General features: G+C 42.6%; 19 protein-coding genes. 10 read left to right on the top strand and 9 right to left on the bottom strand.

The window, feature by feature from the left end; translation table 11 throughout:
* The first annotated feature begins 102 nt into the window (after positions 1-102).
* Positions 103-1,299 carry a class I SAM-dependent rRNA methyltransferase gene (locus tag ACMUMQ_RS07715; protein WP_414681410.1) on the top strand — a complete coding sequence of 399 codons (1,197 nt, stop codon included), beginning with the start codon at positions 103-105 and terminating at the stop codon, positions 1,297-1,299.
* A 57-nt stretch (positions 1,300-1,356) separates the two neighbouring features.
* On the opposite strand, the gene ACMUMQ_RS07720 is transcribed toward ACMUMQ_RS07715, so the two are convergent.
* Positions 1,357-2,013 (bottom strand): histidinol-phosphatase, encoded by a 657-nt coding sequence (locus ACMUMQ_RS07720; RefSeq protein ID WP_414681411.1) that lies wholly within the window; start codon positions 2,011-2,013, stop codon positions 1,357-1,359.
* A 135-nt stretch (positions 2,014-2,148) separates the two neighbouring features.
* Between ACMUMQ_RS07720 and ACMUMQ_RS07725 the strand changes: the two genes are divergently transcribed.
* From ACMUMQ_RS07725 to nhaC, 5 genes are all read left to right on the top strand, one after another.
* Positions 2,149-2,652, top strand: coding sequence for an RNA pyrophosphohydrolase (locus ACMUMQ_RS07725; protein WP_317005042.1), 504 nt, complete (start codon positions 2,149-2,151; stop codon positions 2,650-2,652).
* Positions 2,653-2,684: 32 nt separating this feature from the next.
* Positions 2,685-4,970 carry a phosphoenolpyruvate--protein phosphotransferase gene (gene ptsP, locus ACMUMQ_RS07730; RefSeq protein ID WP_414681412.1) on the top strand — a complete coding sequence of 762 codons (2,286 nt, stop codon included), beginning with the start codon at positions 2,685-2,687 and terminating at the stop codon, positions 4,968-4,970.
* Between the two features lie 20 nt (positions 4,971-4,990).
* A complete protein-coding gene (lgt, locus tag ACMUMQ_RS07735) occupies positions 4,991-5,800 on the top strand; it encodes a prolipoprotein diacylglyceryl transferase (protein WP_414681413.1) in 810 nt (269 codons plus the stop codon).
* A gap of 91 nt (positions 5,801-5,891) precedes the next feature.
* A complete protein-coding gene (locus ACMUMQ_RS07740) occupies positions 5,892-6,365 on the top strand; it encodes an Lrp/AsnC family transcriptional regulator (protein ID WP_414681414.1) in 474 nt (157 codons plus the stop codon).
* A gap of 374 nt (positions 6,366-6,739) precedes the next feature.
* Positions 6,740-8,158, top strand: a complete 1,419-nt coding sequence (gene nhaC / locus ACMUMQ_RS07745) for a Na+/H+ antiporter NhaC (RefSeq protein ID WP_414681415.1) — start codon at positions 6,740-6,742, stop codon at positions 8,156-8,158.
* 79 nt (positions 8,159-8,237) lie between these two features.
* Here nhaC and pseI read toward each other — a convergent pair whose 3' ends face one another.
* From pseI to pseB, 4 genes are read right to left on the bottom strand one after another with little or no spacing between them, the layout of a single operon-like run.
* Positions 8,238-9,293 (bottom strand): pseudaminic acid synthase, encoded by a 1,056-nt coding sequence (pseI, locus tag ACMUMQ_RS07750; protein WP_414681416.1) that lies wholly within the window; start codon positions 9,291-9,293, stop codon positions 8,238-8,240.
* Between the two features lie 25 nt (positions 9,294-9,318).
* The gene (gene pseF / locus ACMUMQ_RS07755) at positions 9,319-10,014 is read right to left on the bottom strand and encodes a pseudaminic acid cytidylyltransferase (RefSeq protein ID WP_414681417.1); all 696 of its coding nucleotides are present in this window, start codon (positions 10,012-10,014) and stop codon (positions 9,319-9,321) included.
* Positions 10,011-11,177 carry a UDP-4-amino-4,6-dideoxy-N-acetyl-beta-L-altrosamine transaminase gene (gene pseC / locus ACMUMQ_RS07760; protein ID WP_414681418.1) on the bottom strand — a complete coding sequence of 389 codons (1,167 nt, stop codon included), beginning with the start codon at positions 11,175-11,177 and terminating at the stop codon, positions 10,011-10,013. Before pseC ends, pseF begins: the two co-directional genes overlap by 4 nt.
* Before the next feature lie 6 nt (positions 11,178-11,183).
* On the bottom strand, positions 11,184-12,197 hold the full coding sequence (gene pseB, locus ACMUMQ_RS07765; RefSeq protein WP_414681419.1) for a UDP-N-acetylglucosamine 4,6-dehydratase (inverting): 1,014 nt from the start codon (positions 12,195-12,197) through the stop codon (positions 11,184-11,186).
* Between the two features lie 370 nt (positions 12,198-12,567).
* Here pseB and ACMUMQ_RS07770 point away from each other — a divergent pair, with 370 nt between their 5' ends.
* On the top strand, positions 12,568-12,888 hold the full coding sequence (locus ACMUMQ_RS07770; RefSeq protein ID WP_414681420.1) for a DMT family transporter: 321 nt from the start codon (positions 12,568-12,570) through the stop codon (positions 12,886-12,888).
* A gap of 62 nt (positions 12,889-12,950) precedes the next feature.
* Here the strand turns inward: ACMUMQ_RS07770 and ACMUMQ_RS07775 are convergent, their stop codons facing one another.
* Complete coding sequence (locus ACMUMQ_RS07775) at positions 12,951-13,802, bottom strand: thymidylate synthase (RefSeq protein ID WP_414681422.1); 852 nt, start codon at positions 13,800-13,802, stop codon at positions 12,951-12,953.
* A 143-nt stretch (positions 13,803-13,945) separates the two neighbouring features.
* Between ACMUMQ_RS07775 and folA the strand changes: the two genes are divergently transcribed.
* On the top strand, positions 13,946-14,455 hold the full coding sequence (folA, locus tag ACMUMQ_RS07780) for a type 3 dihydrofolate reductase (RefSeq protein WP_414681423.1): 510 nt from the start codon (positions 13,946-13,948) through the stop codon (positions 14,453-14,455).
* A gap of 6 nt (positions 14,456-14,461) precedes the next feature.
* Entirely contained in the window at positions 14,462-14,881 is a 420-nt protein-coding gene (locus ACMUMQ_RS07785) for a secondary thiamine-phosphate synthase enzyme YjbQ (protein ID WP_414681424.1), read from the top strand.
* 71 nt (positions 14,882-14,952) lie between these two features.
* Here ACMUMQ_RS07785 and ACMUMQ_RS07790 read toward each other — a convergent pair whose 3' ends face one another.
* The 3 genes from ACMUMQ_RS07790 to ilvD form a co-directional block, all read right to left on the bottom strand.
* Entirely contained in the window at positions 14,953-16,176 is a 1,224-nt protein-coding gene (locus ACMUMQ_RS07790; RefSeq protein WP_414681425.1) for a sensor domain-containing diguanylate cyclase, read from the bottom strand.
* 24 nt (positions 16,177-16,200) lie between these two features.
* Positions 16,201-17,043, bottom strand: coding sequence for a 23S rRNA (adenine(2030)-N(6))-methyltransferase RlmJ (locus ACMUMQ_RS07795; protein WP_414681426.1), 843 nt, complete (start codon positions 17,041-17,043; stop codon positions 16,201-16,203).
* A gap of 97 nt (positions 17,044-17,140) precedes the next feature.
* Positions 17,141-18,988, bottom strand: coding sequence for a dihydroxy-acid dehydratase (gene ilvD, locus ACMUMQ_RS07800; RefSeq protein ID WP_414681427.1), 1,848 nt, complete (start codon positions 18,986-18,988; stop codon positions 17,141-17,143).
* 149 nt (positions 18,989-19,137) lie between these two features.
* Here ilvD and ACMUMQ_RS07805 point away from each other — a divergent pair, with 149 nt between their 5' ends.
* Complete coding sequence (locus ACMUMQ_RS07805; protein WP_414681428.1) at positions 19,138-20,358, top strand: EAL and HDOD domain-containing protein; 1,221 nt, start codon at positions 19,138-19,140, stop codon at positions 20,356-20,358.
* The last annotated feature ends 123 nt before the right edge of the window (positions 20,359-20,481 follow it).

The raw sequence follows: 20,481 nt of genomic DNA on the forward strand, positions 1-20,481 counted from the left end.
CAATAACTGTTCTTTAACTAGTTTTACACTAAGTATGTAATTCGTAGCAATTGAGTATAGAGTCACTATAATAACGTTTTTTTAATTTACTGGGTGATAATTGTGAGTGTTATTCGACTAAAAGGTCAGGCTGATCGTCGTATTCGAGCTGGGCATCAATGGATTTATAGTAATGAAGTAAATACTTCAGAAACGCCATTAAAACAATTTGCCCCAGGCGATCAGGTTGTGGTTGAAACAGCACAAGGCAAACCGCTTGGTATTGCGACGATTAACCCGAATGCATTGATTTGTGGACGCCTGATTAGTCGTAGCACAGACACAGTATTAAATAAGTCAACTTTGGTTCACCGTCTTAAAATTGCGTTGTCGTTACGTGAAATGACCTACGCTGCGCCTTATTATCGCTTGGTGTTTGGTGATTCTGATGGCTTGTCTGGATTGGTTGTTGATCGCTTTGCTGACATTTTGGTGGTTCAAATATCAACCGCTGGTATGGAGCGTGTTAAAAACGAAATCATTGAAGCACTGCAAGATGTTGTGAAACCATCCGCTATTCTTATGAAAAATGATGGCAAGATGCGCCAAATAGAAGGTTTGGAAAGCTATGTAGAAGAAGCTTTTGGAACCGTGCCTGAGACAGTTTTCTTACAGGAAAACGATGTTTTATTCCAAGCGCCAGTTTGGGATGGTCAGAAAACAGGTTGGTTTTATGATCACAGAGAAAATCGCAAAACCATGCAAGGTTTTTGTGATGGAAAACGCGTCTTGGATGTCTTTTCTTATGTTGGTGGTTGGGGGGTTCAGGCCGCTTCCGCAGGTGCAACAGATGTGACTTTCATCGATGCTTCTGAAAGCGCATTAAGTCATGTTGATGAAAACCTAAAACTAAACCAATACGAAGGCGATGCAAATTTAATGCATGGCGATGCGTTTGAAGCGATGCAGTCTTTGATTGAAGATAAAGAGCGCTTTGATGTGGTGGTGATGGATCCTCCAGCTTTTATTGCTCGTCGAAAAGACATTAAAGCAGGAGAAGGGGCTTATCACCGAGCAAACCAATTGGCGATGAGATTGGTCGCGAAAGGTGGCATCTTGGTGACAGGTTCATGTTCTATGCACTTGGAAACAGCACGTTTACACGAAATTATTCGCAGTAACAGCCGTCAATTAGAACGCTTTTCTCAATTGATTTATCGCGGCACACAAGCGCCAGATCATCCGGTTCACCCAGCCATTGATGAGACTGAATACTTAAAAGCCTTATTTTACAGAATCCATAACAATATGGGGCTGTAGCGGCAAAACGTAAAAAGGGAGCAGATATAAATCGGCTCCTTTTTTTTAGATTCGCTTTTAATTACGTAAAGAAATATGTGGCCAATCTCGTTCTTCGGCTAGCTTAGACAGAGTGTCATCTGCATCAACCGCAACAGGATGAGTAACAAGCTCTAGCAATGGTAGGTCATTGCGTGAATCACTGTAAAAATAACTGCCTTCCATCGAATGCCCTGTTTCGGCTAACCAATCATTTAAGCGCGTGACTTTGCCGTCTTGGAAACTTGGTACACCAACGATTTTTCCTGTGTAGTAACCATCAACAATTTCAGGCACTGGCGCAATAATATGATCCATGCCTAGTGCGTCGCTGATTGGCTGAGTAACAAATTGGTTTGTTGCTGTGATCATGAGCAAGAAATGCCCTTGCTCTTTATGGTACTTCAATAAATCCGCGGCTTTTGTTTGCATCATAGGGCGGACTTTTTCTTCCATAAAGGTGTTATGAAGTTCATTGAGTTGTGCTCTGGTAAATTGAGTCAATGGAGCCAGACTGAAAGCGAGGTACTCATGAATGTCTAATGTGCCAGCTTGGTATTCTAAGAAAAATCTGTCATTGGCTTCTTGATAAACTTGCGTATCAACCAACCCTTTTTCAACTAAAAATTGTCCCCAAGCATAATCGCTATCGCCGCTCAATAAAGTGCCATCTAGATCAAATATTGCAAGTGTCACAAGCTTTCCTCAATTCTTCAAATATGCATGGATTATAGCCCTGACGACAATAAATAACATTAGTCTTAATTGTGCGAGTGGGCGAATTATGGAACAATGAATCTAATTTATTCTTATATTGGAAGGTAAAAGCTCGTGATTGATGCAGACGGATACAGACCGAATGTGGGCATCATTCTGATGAACGAGCGTGGTCAGCTTCTTTGGGCGAGGCGTGTTGGACAAAACGCATGGCAGTTCCCCCAAGGCGGCATTAAATCAGACGAGACACCTGAAGAAGCTTTATTTCGTGAATTAAAAGAAGAAGTAGGGCTGGATCCTCATCAGGTAGAAATTGTAGGGAAAACTCGCGGTTGGCTGCGTTATCGTCTTCCTAAACGTATGCTAAGACACAATAGTAAGCCTTTATGTATAGGGCAAAAACAAAAGTGGTTTCTTTTGTCTATTCGTTGCCCTGATGCTTCTGTGTGCGTAGATGGAACAGAATGTCCAGAATTTGATGGTTGGCGTTGGGTGAGTTATTGGTACCCGCTAGGCCAAGTAGTGGCGTTTAAAAAAGATGTGTATAGAAGGGCGTTGAAAGAGTTAATCCCAAGCGCACACAGCTGGTTAGATAAGCGGACAAAGCCAAGGACTTAACCCCTTTGGGTTTATAAATTGACAGGAAAACTATGTTAAGTTTGTTAAGACGTATTACGCAAGAAGTGACGGCTGCGGAGTCTTTGTCCGCCGCGTTGGATATTATTGTCCGCCGTGTTCGCCGCTCTATGCGTGCTGAAGTATGTTCTATTTATCTAGTAGACAGCAGTACATCCGAATACGTTTTAATGGCAACGCGCGGCTTGAATGAAAACGTGGCTGGCAGTGTTAGCTTGAAAGCGGACCAAGGCTTGGTAAGTTTGGTTGGCCGCAGAGCAGAGCCTGTTAACTTAGAAGACGCACATATTCACCCTTCTTTCCATTATCTCAGTGGTACTGGGGAAGAACGTTATCGCTCTTTTCTTGGTGTGCCAATCATTCACCATCGTCAAGTTTTAGGTGTGCTTGTTGTTCAACATGAAGACAAGCGCCGCTTTGACGAAGGGGAAGAAGCCTTCCTTATTACTTTGTCCGCGCAGCTAGCAGGTGTTATTGCTCATGCTGAGGCGACAGGCGCCATAGCGAGTCTCAGTGCGAACACTATGCAAGGCGGCGCAGATTTCCGCTACAAAGGTGTGCCAGGCAGTTCTGGTGTGACCATTGGTCGTGGCGTTGTGGTATTTCCCCCTGCTGACTTAGATGTTATCCCAGATCGATTAATTACCGACTTTGATGGTGAAATTGAAGATTTCTATCAAGCCTTAGAGGCTGTTAGGCAGGATATTCGTAAAGCAAGTAACCGTATTAGCCAGCATCTTTCAGCTGATGAAAAAGCACTGTTTGACGTGTACCTTAAAATCTTGGATGACAACTCTATTGCAGGAGAAGTGGTTCGTAAGATTCAGGACGGCAACTGGGCGCAAGGTGCATTAAGACAAGTTATTCAAGCTCATATAAGTCAGTTCAATCGTATGGACGACCCATATTTGCGCGAGCGAGCATCTGACCTGCGTGACCTTGGTCGCCGAATATTGTCTCACTTACAAGAAAAAGCCCCTAATTTGGTTGAACGTTTTAGTGAACCTTCGATTATCGTAGGGGAAGAGCTCACTGCGTCTATGTTGGGTGAAATTCCAATTGATAAAATCAAAGGTCTGGTTTCTGTTATGGGATCGGGGAACTCTCATGTGGCGATTTTAGCTCGTGCGATGGGGATTCCTACCGTGATGGGGGCCTTGGATTTGCCTTATGCTCAATTAGATAAAGTTGAGCTGATTGTAGATGGTTATCTGGGACAGATTTTCACTTCGCCATCTGAAGCACTGAAAGAAAACTTCCAACAAATCGTTGATGAAGAGCGTTTGCTAGAAGAAGAGTATGAAACGCTCAAAGATTTACCTTGTGAAACGCTAGATAATCATCGCCTAGCCTTGTATGTAAATACAGGGTTATCTGCCGACATTGCACGTTCATTGGATCGTGGTGCAGAAGGAATTGGTCTTTATCGTACAGAAGTGCCGTTTATGGTCCGTGACCGTTTCCCGACTGAAGCGGAGCAAGTGCAAATTTACCGTATGCAATTGGAAGGCTTTGCGCCCAGTCCAGTTACGGTAAGGACGCTTGATATCGGTGGTGACAAAGCCTTGCCATATTTCCCTATTCAAGAAGAAAACCCATTCTTAGGTTGGCGTGGTATTCGAGTAACGCTCGACCATTTGGAAATATTTATGGCGCAAATTCGTGCCATGATAAAAGCTAGCGCGGATCTGCATAATTTAAAAATCATGTTGCCAATGATCTCCAACGTCGCAGAAGTTGAAGAAGCCTTAGCTCTTATTCGCCGTGGTTATGCTGAGGTGAAAGAAGAAGGTTACAACGTCAAAATGCCAACCGTTGGTGTGATGATAGAAGTGCCAGCAGCAGTTTATCAGGTCAAAGAACTTGCAGCCTTGGTAGACTTCCTATCCGTTGGTAGTAATGATTTAACTCAATATTTGTTGGCGGTTGATCGTAACAATCCTCGGGTTGCAGATTTATACAACTCGTTTCACCCTTCCGTTCTAAGAGCCTTGTACAGCATTGTTGATCAGGTGAGAGACGAAGGTGTAGGGCTGAGCGTTTGTGGTGAAATGGCCGGTGATCCAATGGGCGCTATTTTGCTAATGGCAATGGGTTATGACGTGTTATCTATGAGCTCTACGAGTTTGCCAAAAGTGAAAGCTGTCATACGCAACATTACTTTGGAGCAGGCGCAAAGCATGTTGAATGAAGTAATGAATTTATCCCATGCTGAAGCAGTAACGCAAACCATGAGTCGATTAATGCGCGAAGCCAATATTGAGCGCTTAATTCGTCCAACTAAAACGACAATACAATAATTTCTATTTAAGGCTTGTACATGATTGCTTACCCAGATATTGATCCTATTGCAGTATCACTTGGACCAATTTCCATCCACTGGTACGGCATTATGTACCTTATTGGCTTTGCAAGTGCTTACTTGCTTGGTAACTATAGAGCCAAAAAATCTGGTGGGTTGTGGACTGCTGAAATGGTTAGCGATGCCATTTTTTATGGCGCTTTAGGTGTGATTTTAGGTGGTCGAATTGGTTATGTGTTCTTTTATCAGTTCTCAGGTCTGATTGCTGACCCTTTAAGCTTATTCAGAATTTGGGAAGGCGGTATGTCTTTTCATGGCGGGCTAATTGGTGTCATTGTTGCCATGGCTATTTTTGCTCGACGCTACAATAAACACCTTGTTGATGTGACTGACTTTCTAGCGCCTTTTGTGCCAGTAGGGCTTGGTGCTGGGCGTTTAGGTAACTTTATCGGTGGAGAGCTGTGGGGCAAGCCAACGGATGTGTCTTGGGCGATGATTTTTCCAAATGACCCTTTGCAATTGGCGCGTCATCCGTCGCAGCTTTATCAGTTTGCATTAGAAGGTGTCGCACTTTTCGCAATTCTTTGGTTTTTCTCTCAAAAGAGCAAGCCTCGTTACTGTGTCTCCGGAATGTTTTTACTTTGTTATGGTATCTTCCGAATTCTTGTAGAGTTTGTTCGTCAACCAGACGCGCAAATCGGATATCTTGCTTTTGATTGGTTTACCCAAGGGCAGTTGTTATCTTTGCCTATGGTGGCGGCTGGCTTAGCATTGATTATCGCTGGTTTTAAATTCAAGACCTATCCTAAAGCGCAGATGGCAAGTTAACTTTATGACGATAAGGCTTTCATGATAGGTTGAGATTAACTCTTTTGCCTGAAATGTATTTCAACGAACTTAGTATGGGAGTTTACTAAGCATGAAGAAGCTTGATCGTATCGATTATAAAATCTTAGATATCTTACAAAAAGACGGTAGGGTGACGAATCAGGAGCTGGCTCGCCAAGTGGATTTAGCGCCGAGCTCTTGCTTGTTACGTTTACGCCACCTCGAAGAAGAGGGTGTTATCAGCAACTATCATGCTCGGGTAGACCTCTTTAAAATCTGCCGTTTTGTGACCTGCATTGCTAGTGTGTATCTCAAGGGGCATACACATCAAGAATTTATAGCTTTCAAAGAAATAGTCGAGTCAATCCCCGAAATTGTTGAATATTATACAGTGAGTGGTGAATGTGACTTGATCCTAAAGATTGTTTGTCGAGATATGCCAGAGTATTTGCAGATCAACAACAAGCTTATTAGTAGCTCAAATTACCTTGCAACGATCAATAGCTATGTTGTGATGGAAGAAAATAAGCCTTTCACCCATGTCGATTTAGACACACTAATTTAAAAGAAGACGAGATAGCGATAGCACTTCTTTTGGAGTTATTTGCTATGTTTTTATCTTCTTTGAACGTGTCGATAAAAGCTGCGAACAGCATGGATGATTTTGTTAATTCGCACTAAATAAAAGCAAACCTCAGGGTGCTCGGCCTAAAAGGATTCATTATTTCATTACTCATTTTTCGCTTTATTTAAGCTGTCTAATTTTCCTCGGTTTTCTTGAAAAATCTAAAACATAATTCAAGGTTATTCTCTTTTTTCTAATTTAATTTAATTCGTTGTTCTCCCTAAATCATTGAAATATTGGCATTTTAATTGCGATAGCTCCTATAGTTTTTCGGGATAACTGTCTATAAAAATTATATAAAAAAGGGGAAAGCAATGAATACTGATATTCCTTCTGGAGCTCGTGCTCCGTATTTCTGGGAATCCATAATATCTTTAGTCTCTCTAGTTTTGGGGATAAGTGTTTCTATCGTTATTTATGGTCTCGATCCGCAAATCCCAATGTTAATGGGGGTTGTAGTTGCTTCGCTCGTGGCTATGCGTTGTGGCTTTAGTTGGAGTGCAATTCAAAACGGCATGGTAAGTGGTATCACTAATGCACTTCCAGCCACGATTATTTTGATTCTTGTAGGGATCTTAATTGGTATATGGATTTTGGCTGGTGTGGTTCCCACTCTGATTTACTATGGGTTGAGTGTGTTATCTCCAAGCTTCTTCTTGCCAGCAACCGTGATTATTTGTGCCATTACTTCTTTAGCAACAGGAACAAGTTGGGGGACGACAGGAACCATTGGTGTAGCCCTAATGGGTATCGGTTCTGGTTTAGGTTTCCCTTTGCCTTTGGTGGCCGGTGCTGTGTTATCGGGAGCCTATTTTGGCGATAAAATGTCACCTCTCTCTGATACGACCAATATGGCACCAGCTTTAGCGGGAACGGATTTATTCACCCACATTAAGCATATGTCCTATACAACAGGTGTTTCCATTGTTCTGACTCTTATTATTGAAACAGTGATTAGTCTTCAATACGCAGGTACCGCAGGCAATATAGAGCGTATTAATACCATTCGCACACTATTGGATGAGAATTTCACCATCAATATTGTGATGCTTTTGCCGCCTTTATTGGTAATGTTCGTTTCTTATCGTCAAATGCCAGCGATTCCAGGTATTACCATTGGTATTTTATCTGCCGTGGTGATTGCCGTGGGCTTGCAAGATGCGAATTATGAATCACTTATTAATGCTGCTTTTGGTGGTTTTGAAGGCGCAACAGGCAATGAAGACGTGGACGCTTTATTAACTCGTGGCGGTATGGATTCTATGATGTACACCATCAGCCTTGTTTTTGCGGCCATGATGTTTGGTGGCATTATGGAAAGAACCAGCCAATTGAAAGCCATCGCTGATAAAGTACTCACTCTGGCGAAATCCAATGGTTCTTTAGTTGTGTCTACAGTATTGACTTGTATCGGTTCTAATATGATTTTATGTGACCAATATATGTCCATCGTGATGGGGGCGAGAACCTATGCTCAAGCCTACCGTGATCGCGGTTTAGCGCCAGAAAACCTTTCCAGAGCGGTAGAGGATTCTGCAACTGTTACAGCGAATCTAGTGCCTTGGAACTCAGGTGGTGCTTATCAAGCTGCTACCTTGGGCGTCGCCACTATTGCTTATCTACCATTCGCTTTCTTCTGTTGGATATCACCTTTAGTCACCATATTATTTGGTGTTATGGGCTGGACGATTAAGAAGATTGACACAACGGAAGCGGAAGAAGAAAAAGGTTAATCTTTATTAATAGAATATCGTGATGTTTTATAAAGCGGCGTGGTAATAATTTATTACTACGCCGTTTTTTGATGTCAGATTACTTTCCTTTAATCACCTCAAAACTTACTGGTGTGCCAAAGCTGACATCCTGCAAGGCTGTTTTTCCCAGTATGTCATCTAAATGTTTTGGCGCGAGTCCGTAGCCTGGACGAATGCTTCTGACATGTTTATCGGTAATGACTTCACCTGCCTTGATATCCTGCACAAAATACAGTGAACGGCGGAATTTAATGTTGCCTTTCTCGGCTTCGGTTTTTTCGTAATTTACTTGACCTAGAGATTGCCATGCGGTTTTCGTGTCTTGGCATAATTGAGTTAGCTCTTTTGGCTCAAGGGAGAAACTATCGTCTGGTCCGCCGCCAGTGCGATCCAATGTGACGTGCTTCTCTATTAAACAAGCACCAAGTGCCACAGAGGCAACGGCTGTTGCATTATCAATGGTGTGATCAGAAAGGCCTGCAAGAACATTAAAGCGCGACGCCATATCAGGTATGGTTCTTAAATTATACTGGTCAGCAGGTGCGGGATAGCCGCTAACGCAATGCAATACGACTAATTCGCTGCAGCCGTTGTCACGTGCGGTATCGATGGCTTCTTGAATCTCAATTTGATTCGCCATACCTGTAGACATGATCATTGGTTTGCCTGTTTTGGCAACACGCGCGATCAGAGGTAAATCTACAAGCTCAAACGAGGCAATTTTATAGGCTGGTGCGTTCAGTTCTTCTAATAAATCGACAGCGCTAAAGTCAAAAGGTGAACTGAAAATGGTTATCTCGAGTTCTTTGGCTTTTTCAAATAAAGGTTGGTGCCAATCCCATGGCATGTGAGCGCCTTTATAAAGGTCATATAAGCTTTGTCCGTCCCATAAACCACCATGAATTTGAAACTCTTCACCTTCACCGTCAATGGTAATGGTTTCATGAGTATAGGATTGTAATTTAATGGCGTCAGCACCAGCGGCTTTCGCGGCTTCCATGATGGCGAAAGCGCGTTCAATATCACCGTTATGGTTGGCGGATAATTCCGCAATGATATAAGGCGGGAAGTCCGCGCCAATTTTTCGATTATCTATCGTAATAAATGGATTCATAATAGGTTCAGCTCAGTAATAAGGGTTAGCAAGATTCCAACTTCATGGCTGAAAACAAGGCTTCTGCCAGTTCCCAATCTTCTTGGGTGTCTATGTCCTGAACGTTCTTTCTCGGTAAAATAACGGCCTTTGAAGACTCTCCAAAAAACGCTTTTTGTTGAAGGTAAGCACTCATTTGCCCCCAATAAAACTGTCCGGCATCATGGATGGCTTCTGGTAAGTCTTGAGAGCGCGTGTTTTTATGTTCAGGTTGTATCATTTCAACATGGCCGCTTTTATTTACCAGTAGTGCACGTTGAATAGGGAAGGCGAACGTGGTGGCGCTAAAAGCATAATGTACATTTGGGTCTGTTAGTTTGCTTAAGCCTTCTTGTAATGCCGCACTGGATAGGAAAGGGGCGGTGGCATAGATGCAGCACACTTTATCAACCTGCCATTTTGCTTCAACACACCAATCAACGGCGTGCTTCATGACATCCATTGTTGTGGCAAAGTCATCTGCAATGTGTTCAGGTCGCATAAAAGGGACTTCCGCACCCCATTTTTTCGCCACTTCAGCAATTTCTTCATCGTCAGTAGAAACCAAAATGCGATCAAAACAGCCTGACTTTTTTGCGGCCTCAATTGAGTAAGCTATCATCGGCTTACCATGAAAAAGTTTAATGTTTTTACGTGGTATGCGTTTGCTTCCACCGCGTGCAGGAATAATGGCTATGTTCATTGGCGTTCTACCAATACCTGAGTCAGTTGCTTGATGACTTCGGTTTGTTGATCTTGTGTCATACCATGAAAAAGAGGGATTGAGATGGCCTCGGTGTAATATTTTTCAGCTTCTGGAAAGTCTCCCTGCTTGAACCCAAGTTTTTGATAATAGGGTTGAGTATGCACAGGAATATAATGAAGGTTGACGCCGATGCCGCTTGCTCGTAATTCATCAAACACTTGTTTGTGGCTTTTATTTATCTTATCGAGTTGGAGTCGAATAACATATAAATGTAGGCCAGAGTAGGTATCATCAAGTTGATAAGGGAGTGTGATAGGAAGGCTTTTTAATTCTGAATTGTATCGAGCTGCAAGCTGGTGGCGTGCGCTGACAAATTCAGCCAGTCGTTGTATTTGAGAAACACCTAATGCGGCTTGTAGCTCGGTCATGCGGTAGTTAAAGCCCAGAGCCACTTGCTCGTAATACCATCCGCCATGAGGTGTATTTTCCATCAGTTGGTCATCACGAGTAACACCATGACTGCGATATAGATTCATCTTTTTTGCCAAATCGGCATTATTGGTTAGCGCGGCGCCACCTTCGGCCGTGGTAATGATTTTGACAGGATGAAAGCTAAAAACAGTAATGTCAGAATATTTACAGGCACCAATAGGGCTTTCTAAGTAACGGCCACCAATGGCGTGTGAGGCATCTTCTATAATTTTAAAGCCGTATTTTTTGCTCAAAAAAGAGATGGCTTGCATATCACAAGGTTGTCCACACAGGTGAACTGGAATGACAACTTTCGGTAATTCCCCTGCTTTTTCCGCCGCGATCAGCTTTTCTTCCAGTTTCTTCGGGCATAAGTTGTATGTACGAGGGTCAATATCGACCAAATCGACTTTAGCACCACAATATAAGCCACAGTTGGCGGAAGCCACAAAGGTAATTGGCGTGGTCCAGAGAATATCGTCTTTCCCTAACCCAAGGGCAAGGCAAGCAATATGCAAGGCAGAGGTTGCACTGTTTACCGCAAGAGCATGTTTTGCTCCCGTCGATGCTATTAGGGCCTTTTCAAAAGCGGGAACTTGTGGGCCTTGCGTTAAAAAGTCAGATTGTAAAACCTGAACAACAGCATCGATATCTTGCTGAGTTATGGATTGCTTGCCGTATGGAATCATGCTTTTTTACACCTCAAAATTGGCGTCAACATGTTCTTTGATTTGTGCTCTCAAACTGTCGATTGTTTCCCACTCGGTATTTGTGCCGGAGCTGTAGTGAAAGCCAAAGGGCACTTTTTCTGCCTTGTGGTGCTTTATGTAATCTTCTTCGTTATACACAAAGGAAACGGAAGGTAAGATAGCGTAGTACTTACCTAAATCTATGGTATTAAGCGAGTCTGTGTCTGTGATCATTTCTTCATGCAGCTTTTCACCTGGACGAATACCGACCACTTTGATTTCACACTCTGGTGCAATGGCTTCTGCAATGTCTAAAATCTTATAAGATGGAATTTTCGGAATGAAAATCTCGCCACCTAAATGATGTCCTAATGCGTACATCACCATGTTTACGCCATCTTGCAGAGAGATGTTGAAACGTGTCATTTCTTCATGTGTGATAGGTAAGACGCCTTCTGCTTTTTTATCCATAAAGAAGGGAATGACTGAGCCGCGAGAGCCCATGACGTTGCCATAGCGAACAATACTAAAACGTATGTCTTTAGAACCCTTGATGTTGTTCGCAGCAGCGAAGAGCTTGTCTGATGCTAGTTTAGTGGCGCCATATAAATTGATTGGTGCGCAGGCTTTGTCAGTAGAAAGAGCAACAACATCTTTTACGCCACAAGATAGTGCGGCTTGAATGACATTTTCAGCACCGTCTATGTTGGTACGAATGCATTCTGTTGGATTGTACTCGGCGGTATCGACTTGCTTAATGGCTGCTGCGTGAATGATTACGTCAACATTCTCGCAAGCTTGAATCATGCGGTTACGGTCACGTACATCGCCGATAAAAAAGCGTAATTGTGGGAACTCATTGTGAGGATATTTTTGTTTGATCTCGAATTGCTTTAACTCGTCACGGGAGTAAATGATAATTTTTTTGACGTCAGGGTATCTGTCTAAAATCGTTTCAATAAACTTTTTACCAAACGAACCTGTGCCGCCAGTGATTAATACCGTTTTACCATTCAACATATAGTACTTACCTGATGATCAATATTTTCTTATATTCCTTTATTCCCTTGAGAAGTGCAATTTCAAATGGAATTGCAGAGAGCACAAATGCTGCTTATGCTCTGGTTAAGTGCGCTTACTTAGCTACTTTATGTCTTATGACTTTTTGCTTTGTAGGACTAATAATCTTACAGAGATAAAAATCTTTTTAATTTCAGACACTTCATTGTCCTATTTGTAAAATATAGCCTCTAAAAGCAGATTGGCCAATGTTTTGCATTTCTTGATAGGAAAGAAATATTCTCAAGGGTGTTTTGGCTTTTCTCTGAAATAATATCATCTAAATGGGAATGCTTAGATTTAATGTAAATAGAATACTAAGGAAAAGTTTATGTCATGGGTGTATTTGGTGATAGCGGGTGTACTGGAATTTTTGTGGGCCATTGGTTTAAAGCAGAGTGATGGTTTTACTAAACTGTGGCCTTCCATAATCAGTGCCATATTAATTGTGGTTAGCCTCGTTTTGCTTTCTTTAGCAATGCGTACCATCCCTGTCGGGACGGCTTATGCTGTGTGGACTGGTATTGGTGCATCGGCTTTGGTGCTGTTCGGTATGATATTTATGAACGAGCCTGCAAGTGTAGCTAGGATTGTTTGCTTATGTATGATTGTTGGCGGTGTTGTTGGATTGCAGTTAGTTAGTGAGAGTTGATCTTCACAGAACGCATAAAAAAACAGCCCCTTCTTGGGGCTGTTTTGATTTAGCTGCTTGCCTTACACCGAGAAAGGGTAAGCAATGGCTTCGTGGTGTTGATAATCCTCGACTTCGAAATCGTCCATCGTGACCCAGGTTTCTATGTCTTTTAGCGTTTTTATTTCAGGGTTTATTTTGAGTTTAGGCAAAGGATAAGGTTCACGCTTAAGTTGAACGTCACGCATCAATTCTAGTTGGTCTTCGTAAATGTGGGCATTCACTATCTTATGGAAAGCTTGACCTGCTTTCTTTCCTGTAATTTGAGCCACAATAGCCAGTAATACATACACTTGAACCATATTGAAGTTTAAGCCTAAAGGCACGTCACAGCTTCGTTGAGTGCTGTTTAGATACAATGTGTCGCCAAGCAGTGAGAAGTGATGACTGTACATGCAAGGACGTAAGCAGGCCATGTGAAAAGCGCCCGGGTGATAAAAAGTAAGGATTTCCCCACGGTTATCCACACCTCGACTTAAGTCGTCGATGATCTGCTTTAATAAATCGATGTGGCCGCCATCCGGCTTTGGAAAGTTACGCCCAATGGCACCATAACAAAGTCCCATGTCATCTTCACCTTTGCGATAAGGATTGTTTAACCAGACTTCGTTTTGGTTCGCGTTCGCATCCCATGTTTTTGTGCCAAGTGCACGGAAATCTGCGGCGTTATCGTAGCCTCTTAAATAACCTATGATTTCAGCAATGGCAGATTTATAAAAACTTTTTCGAGTCGTTACGAGTGGAAATTCTCCTTTGCCAACGTCGTAGGTTAAGTCAGCATTAATGACGGTGAGACAACGTTTGCCAGTACGCTCGTTATTTACCCATTCGCCTTCATTGATGATGCGATGGCATAAGTCTAAGTATTGTTTCATGTGATGCCTTTTCTGAGTGCGAATGTGGCAGATAGAGAAAATGCAATCACAGTCGCTATAGGTATAATGATTGGTATCGATTATATCAGTCTTCTCTCTTGGATTGTCTAGAGGGGATGGCATTTACTTCTAAGGTACTTTTTATGTTGTCACTTATTGTCGCCATGTCTACTAACCGAACTATCGGTATCAATAACTCGCTGCCTTGGCATTTGCCGAATGATCTCAAGTATTTCAAACAAGCGACCATGGGGAAGCCTATTGTAATGGGGCGAAAAACATTTGAATCCATTGGTAAGCCTTTGCCTGGTCGACGCAATATAGTGATTAGTCGGGACCCATCTTATCAGGCAGAAGGAGTTGATGTAGTGACATCGCTCGAAGATGCTATTTCACTTGGTGAAGACATTTGTCTGGTGAATGGGCAAGAAGAAGTCATGGTAATTGGTGGCGCACAAATTTATGAGTTGGCATTGGAAAAAGCGGATCGTCTTTACATCACTCATGTGGATGCAAATGTAGAAGGTGATGCGTTTTTTCCAGAAGTAGATTGGTCGTCTTACTCCTTAATAGGTGAAGAGGCGTTTGCTGCGCAAGAACCTAATCCTTACGATTACCGTTTTTCCGTTTATCAACGTGTTAGTGCAGAGTAACGAGAAATGTGGCAACAAGTTGAACTTCAATTACCAGCGATGCGTCGTGGTTTTCATCTGATTACTGGGCAAATAGAGAAGGCGTTGGACGATATGAAGCCAGTATCGATTGGTTTATTGCATATACAGCTTCTTCATACTTCTGCTTCGTTAACCATCAATGAAAATGCAGACCCTTCTGTTCGCCGAGATATGGAACGTCACTTTTCGCACATGGTGCCTGAAGATCAGCCTTACTATGAGCATGTTTATGAAGGTAGCGATGATATGCCCGCGCACATCAAAGCCAGCATGCTTGGTTCATCTCTGACGATTCCTATTAAAAATGGCGAATTACGCCTAGGCACATGGCAAGGGGTTTACCTTGGAGAGCATCGTGATTATGGCGGTGCTAGACGTATGGTTTTAACGCTACAGGGAGAGTGATTCGATTTTTGCTAGTCAATCTTTATTGTAGAGGGTAATGCCATATAGGTTATGGCGTTACCCATCCTGTTTTAATTTACAACAATTTTTTGTTGTTTGGCTTGGCCTTCTTCTACTGCTTGGTTTGCACTTAATGCAAGCTCTTCAATATTTTCTCCATCTTCTGGGAAGGTCGCAATACCAATGCATAAATCCATTGGATCTGCGTTTCCATTTAATAAAATGGACAGTTCTTCTTCATTCGGATTGATTATATGGTTAAGCAACTGTTTGGCATCTCTGACGCTCGTATTAGGTAAAAGCAGCAGTAGTTTGTCGCTTTCTACGCGGGCTAAAACATCGGCTTCCCTGACCTTTTTATAGACGTGTCTGGCAGAGGTTTGAATCGCAATATTACGTTCTTCCATTGGTAATTCTGACAGGCGGTTATTGGAATCAAGGTGTATCTTAGCCATGGTTAATGGCGTGTATTGGCGCTTTGCTAAGCCTAATTGTTTGGTGAAATGGGTAATCGCAGCGCCTCTTGTTAATAGGCCTGTTAATTCGTCAAAAGTCGCTTGGTTTCTAAGGTGTTCTTCCAACGCCTTTTGGTGGCTAATATCGACAATAAAACCAATGATCTTTTTGATTTTGCCATCTGCATTTCGCGTATAGGTTCGACCTCGCTCTTTAACCCAAAGGTAGCTTTGGTCATATTTGCGGATGCGATATTCCACTTCATAGTAATCTTGGCTGTGGTCAATGTGCTCATTTACCAATTTATCTAGTCTTTTCACATCATCAGGATGAACACGGTTATGCCAGTCGAGAGTGGACCTTGGTGTTTCTTCTGGTGTGCAGCCAAGTAGTGTAGCGATAGACTTGGAACAGGAAATTAGATCGGAATGTGTTTCCCAAATCCAAAGGCCGGCAGATGATTCAGTAAGGGCAAATTTCAGCAAGGTGTTTTCTGCAACAGAAAGATCCATGTGGTCTGTGTCATATATGCAAACGAGTACAGACTCTCCAAGATGCTGCAACTCTAGTTGCATATTAATAAGCTTGTCACCGACTCGAATTAAGCTTTCACAGCGATCAATTTTTCCTGCTTTAATGGTTTCATTGAGGCTTTGCCAGTTACTAGATGTTGAGGCATCTTCGCACAGAGTGTCCCATGTCATTGCAGGTGTGGCGTGAAATTTATCGAAAAAAGCCGCAAAGTTTTGGTTGTACGAGAGCAAGTTACCTGTACTACTTTCTACTATAAAAGCAGGCGTTGGCATGTGTTTAAAGGCCAGTTCAAAAGGGGTATTCATGACGCTCTCCTTGTGTAGTGTAGATTACTCAGGTGTGATCCAAGTGGCTTGAAAGCTTGGTTCATGGTCTTCTGCTAACAGTTTGCTGAGTACAGGTAAAAACTCTTGGGCTTCTTTTTCGAGTGTCCAAGGTGGATTGACGATGATCATGCCACTTCCTGCCATGCCTCGTTCGTTCTCTGTGTTTCTAATGCATAACTCAAGTAAAAGTACATTGCGAATTTTGGTGTTTTTTACATCTCGTATTAGATCGTTTGCTTGTTTACGATTTAATACTGGATACCAAATTGCATAAGTACCTTGAGGAAAGCGCTTGTGCCCATCTTCTAGCGCTTGAACCACATATTGATAATCTTTTTTGACTTCATAAGGTGGATCCATCAACACGAAACCACGCTTTTGTGGTGGCGGCAACATGGCTTTTACTGCGCCGAATCCATTTTCTTTTACTACATTTGCTTTTCGCTTATTTGGAAATAAGGCTGCCAATGTTGGGTAGTCGTTTGGGTGTAATTCACATAAGTGCAGCTTATCTTTTTGGCGTACGTAGTAATCGACAATCTTTGGGCTACCAGGATAATACTCTAAATTATCATTAGGGTTCATCTCTCTAACGATATCGAGCAGCGCATCAATTGGCTCAGGTAAATTGTCTTCTGTTAATAGACGAGCAATACCCGAATGAAACTCTTTATTTTTTTGTGCCTGTTCAGAATTAAGAGAATATTGCCCAATGCCTGCATGTGTATCTAAGTAGAAAAAAGGCGCCTCTTTCTTGATTAGATGACGGCATATTTGACTAACAGTCAAATGCTTCAATATATCGGCGTGATTGCCTGCATGATAAATATGGCGATAGCTAAGCATAAATTCTCTTTAAATAATGAAAAAAACATGGCTATGAAACGAAGTGTTCCATAGCCATTTTGTGGTGCTCTTACGTTTTTGTGCTGACTAAATGAGCTTAATCTTCTAACAAGTCCAAGTTACGTACTGCGCCTTTGTCAGCACTGGTTGCAAAGTGGGCATACACTTTTAGTGCTGGTGTGACTTTTCTTGGTCGCACCTCAGCTGGTTTCCATGCCGCTTTGCCTTTGGCGTCCATTACCGCTCGACGAGCATCAAGCTCTTCGTCTGAAAGTAACACATTGATAGTACGATTTGGGATGTCGATACGAATAATGTCACCGTTCTCAACAAGGCCGATAGCGCCACCAGAAGCGGCTTCTGGGGAAACGTGTCCAATAGACAGACCTGATGTACCGCCTGAGAAACGACCATCTGTTAATAGGGCACAGGCTTTGCCTAAACCTTTTGATTTTATGTAAGACGTTGGGTAAAGCATTTCTTGCATACCTGGGCCGCCTTTCGGTCCTTCGTAACGTACAATAACCACTTCACCCGCTTTTACTTTGTCGTCTAAGATGTTTTTAACCGCTTCATCCTGAGATTCAGTAATGTGGGCAGGGCCTTCAAATACAAGGCAAGATTCATCAACGCCAGCACTTTTTACAACACAACCGTCTAGGGCGATGTTTCCGTAAAGAATAGCCAGACCGCCTTCCTTAGAAAACGCATGTTCGATAGAGCGGATACAACCATTTTCGCGGTCGCCATCTAATGTTGGCCAACGAGTCGCTTGACTAAATGCTGTTTGTGTTGGAATGCCAGCAGGGCCAGCTTTGTAAAACTCCATCACTTCAGGCGTTGGTGAGCGCATTATGTCCCACTTCTCTAACGCTTCTTCCATGGTTTTGGAGTGTACAGTGTGTACTTGATTATGCAGTAAACCTGCACGATCTATTTCACCTAACAAACCGAAAATCCCGCCAGCTCTATGAACATCTTCAATGTGGTACAGCGGAGAGTTCGGCGCTACTTTACAAAATTGTGGAACATTTCGAGACAATCGGTCGATGTCTTTCATAGTGAAATCGACACCAGCTTCATTTGCCAAAGCAAGCAAGTGAAGAATAGTGTTAGAAGAACCACCCATCGCAATATCAAGAGTCATTGCGTTTTCAAAAGCTTGGAAAGAGGCGATAGATCTTGGTGCCCAATGACTTTCATCTTGCTCATAGAAACGACGAGTGATGTCTACGATTCTATGGCCCGCTTCTTCAAATAAACGGCGACGATCTGCGTGAGTTGCCAATGTTGTACCGTTACCAGGCAAGCTTAAACCAAGGGCTTCAGTCAAACAGTTCATGGAGTTTGCAGTGAACATACCAGAACAAGAGCCACAAGTTGGGCAAGCAGAACGCTCGTATTCAGCAACCTTTTCATCGCTCGCTTCTGAATCAACGGCAATAACCATGGCATCAACTAGGTCAAGTTTGTGTTCTGAAAGCTTAGTTTTGCCTGCTTCCATTGGGCCGCCAGATACAAAAATAACTGGGATATTAAGGCGCATCGCAGCCATTAACATTCCAGGTGTGATTTTGTCACAGTTGGAGATACAAACTAATGCGTCTGCGCAATGGGCATTTACCATGTATTCAACGGAGTCAGCGATCAAATCTCGTGATGGCAAGCTGTAAAGCATGCCGTCGTGTCCCATTGCGATACCGTCATCAACAGCGATAGTATTGAATTCTTTAGCAACACCGCCGGCTTTTTCAATTTCACGAGCAACAAGCTGCCCCATGTCTTTTAGATGAACGTGACCTGGTACGAATTGAGTAAAAGAGTTAGCGACGGCAATGATTGGTTTTTGAAAATCATCGTCCTTCATTCCTGTTGCGCGCCACAAGGCACGAGCACCCGCCATATTACGGCCTGAGGTGGTTGTTTTGGAACGATATACTGGCATTGTTTTTCCCCGCAGATTTATGCTTTTATTTTTTCTATATATAGCTGCTTATATTAGCAAGTTTATTGGCCGCGCCCAATGGCAATTTTAAGGCAATATTGAGACACTATATAAATACGAAACTGGTGTCTCAATCCTGGATGAAAAAGATGACGGAAAATAAAGTATCAGCCCATTTTAATATTTCATTAGCTAGACAGCCGATTATCGATAGTCGGATGGCTGTTATGGGTTATGAGTTGCTGTATAGGAAAAGTGCAGACGCAATTGAGGCTGATGTTTTTGATGAGGTGGGAGCAACGGCACAAGTGCTTTCCGCTAGCCTTTTGGAATTGGGCATGGAAAATATTGTCGGTTCCAATAAGGCGTTTATTAACTACCCAAGAGCCTATCTGCTGAACTCAAAAAGCATGCCTGTTAACAAGGATAATGTGGTTGTTGAGGTACTTGAGAACTCTGGCTACGACGCTATTTTGTTGTCCTCGTTACGACGTTGGGTGAAAGCAGGCTGCTCGATTGCTTTGGATGACTTTGTTTTTGAAAGTAAATTGACGCCTTTCGTTGAGTTAGCTGAATATGTGAAGTTGGATATTCTGGCTTTAGGTCATGATAGTTTTCATGAGCAAGTAGAGGCTTTGCGAGGCTTTGACGTCAAAATCATCGCTGAGAAAGTAGAGACTTGGGAAGACTATCAATTTTGTCGACTCTTGGGTGTTGAGTATTTTCAAGGCTATTTCTTTGAAAAACCGGAAGTCATGTCTAGTAAGACGTCAAAAGTTAACAGCATTACGCTGTTGCAGCTGATGTCGTCGTTATTAAATGCGGCTGATATGAGTATTGATGAGCTGGAGCGAATTATTAGCCAAGATGCGGGTCTGGTTCATAAACTGCTGCGCTATTTGAATTCTCCTATAACGGGCCTTGTCGCTTCTGTTGATTCTGTGCGGTTGGCGATCATGTTGGTTGGTATTGAGCACCTTAAGTCTCTGACAAATATCTTGCTAATGTCTGAAATGGTCAGTGACAAATATGTTTTGTTAGAAAATATTATGGTCAGGGCAAAACACGCTGAGTTGCTTGCTGGAACGCGTGGCTATGGTAATCAAGATAAATACTTCCTAGCAGGCATGTTATCTATGATGGATGTTTGTACTGGGATGAAACTAGAAGCGGTGCTTGGAGAATTGCCTTTGCCCGCAGAGTTTATTAATGCGATTGTGCACCGTTCTGGAAGAGTTGGAAACACTTTAAGCTTGGTAGAGAGTTATAGTAATGGTCTTGCCATTAATGACGTCAAAGATCTCGAAGATTTAAAGTCCACCTACCTAGATGCAATCAAATGGACTGATGATTTTATTGCTGTGATATAGGTGAAAGCTTGGATTAGCTGGGTTTGATGACTGTATTTCCTGTTGTCTTGTCATCTTTTTCCTACATGCTTGTCAGTGTTTGCTGTTTGTTTTGTAGATAATCATCATCTTTGTTGTAGTTTG

Origin of the sequence: Marinomonas algae, from assembly GCF_047525555.1 — a bacterium.
Taxonomy (GTDB): Bacteria; Pseudomonadota; Gammaproteobacteria; order Pseudomonadales; family Marinomonadaceae; genus Marinomonas.

Bases quoted from the DNA above. Each gene is read 5' to 3' on its own strand.
- pseF (WP_414681417.1), bottom strand. From the start codon at position 10,014: ATGAACATAGCCATTATTCCTGCACGCGGTGGAAGCAAACGCATACCA.
- ACMUMQ_RS07740 (WP_414681414.1), top strand. From the start codon at position 5,892: ATGAAGAAGCTTGATCGTATCGATTATAAAATCTTAGATATCTTACAA.
- ACMUMQ_RS07805 (WP_414681428.1), top strand. From the start codon at position 19,138: ATGACGGAAAATAAAGTATCAGCCCATTTTAATATTTCATTAGCTAGA.
- ptsP (WP_414681412.1), top strand. From the start codon at position 2,685: ATGTTAAGTTTGTTAAGACGTATTACGCAAGAAGTGACGGCTGCGGAG.
- lgt (WP_414681413.1), top strand. From the start codon at position 4,991: ATGATTGCTTACCCAGATATTGATCCTATTGCAGTATCACTTGGACCA.
- ilvD (WP_414681427.1), bottom strand. From the start codon at position 18,988: ATGCCAGTATATCGTTCCAAAACAACCACCTCAGGCCGTAATATGGCG.
- nhaC (WP_414681415.1), top strand. From the start codon at position 6,740: ATGAATACTGATATTCCTTCTGGAGCTCGTGCTCCGTATTTCTGGGAA.
- ACMUMQ_RS07795 (WP_414681426.1), bottom strand. From the start codon at position 17,043: ATGCTTAGCTATCGCCATATTTATCATGCAGGCAATCACGCCGATATA.
- pseC (WP_414681418.1), bottom strand. From the start codon at position 11,177: ATGATTCCATACGGCAAGCAATCCATAACTCAGCAAGATATCGATGCT.
- pseB (WP_414681419.1), bottom strand. From the start codon at position 12,197: ATGTTGAATGGTAAAACGGTATTAATCACTGGCGGCACAGGTTCGTTT.
- folA (WP_414681423.1), top strand. From the start codon at position 13,946: ATGTTGTCACTTATTGTCGCCATGTCTACTAACCGAACTATCGGTATC.
- ACMUMQ_RS07790 (WP_414681425.1), bottom strand. From the start codon at position 16,176: ATGAATACCCCTTTTGAACTGGCCTTTAAACACATGCCAACGCCTGCT.
- ACMUMQ_RS07770 (WP_414681420.1), top strand. From the start codon at position 12,568: ATGTCATGGGTGTATTTGGTGATAGCGGGTGTACTGGAATTTTTGTGG.
- pseI (WP_414681416.1), bottom strand. From the start codon at position 9,293: ATGAATCCATTTATTACGATAGATAATCGAAAAATTGGCGCGGACTTC.
- ACMUMQ_RS07775 (WP_414681422.1), bottom strand. From the start codon at position 13,802: ATGAAACAATACTTAGACTTATGCCATCGCATCATCAATGAAGGCGAA.
- ACMUMQ_RS07785 (WP_414681424.1), top strand. From the start codon at position 14,462: ATGTGGCAACAAGTTGAACTTCAATTACCAGCGATGCGTCGTGGTTTT.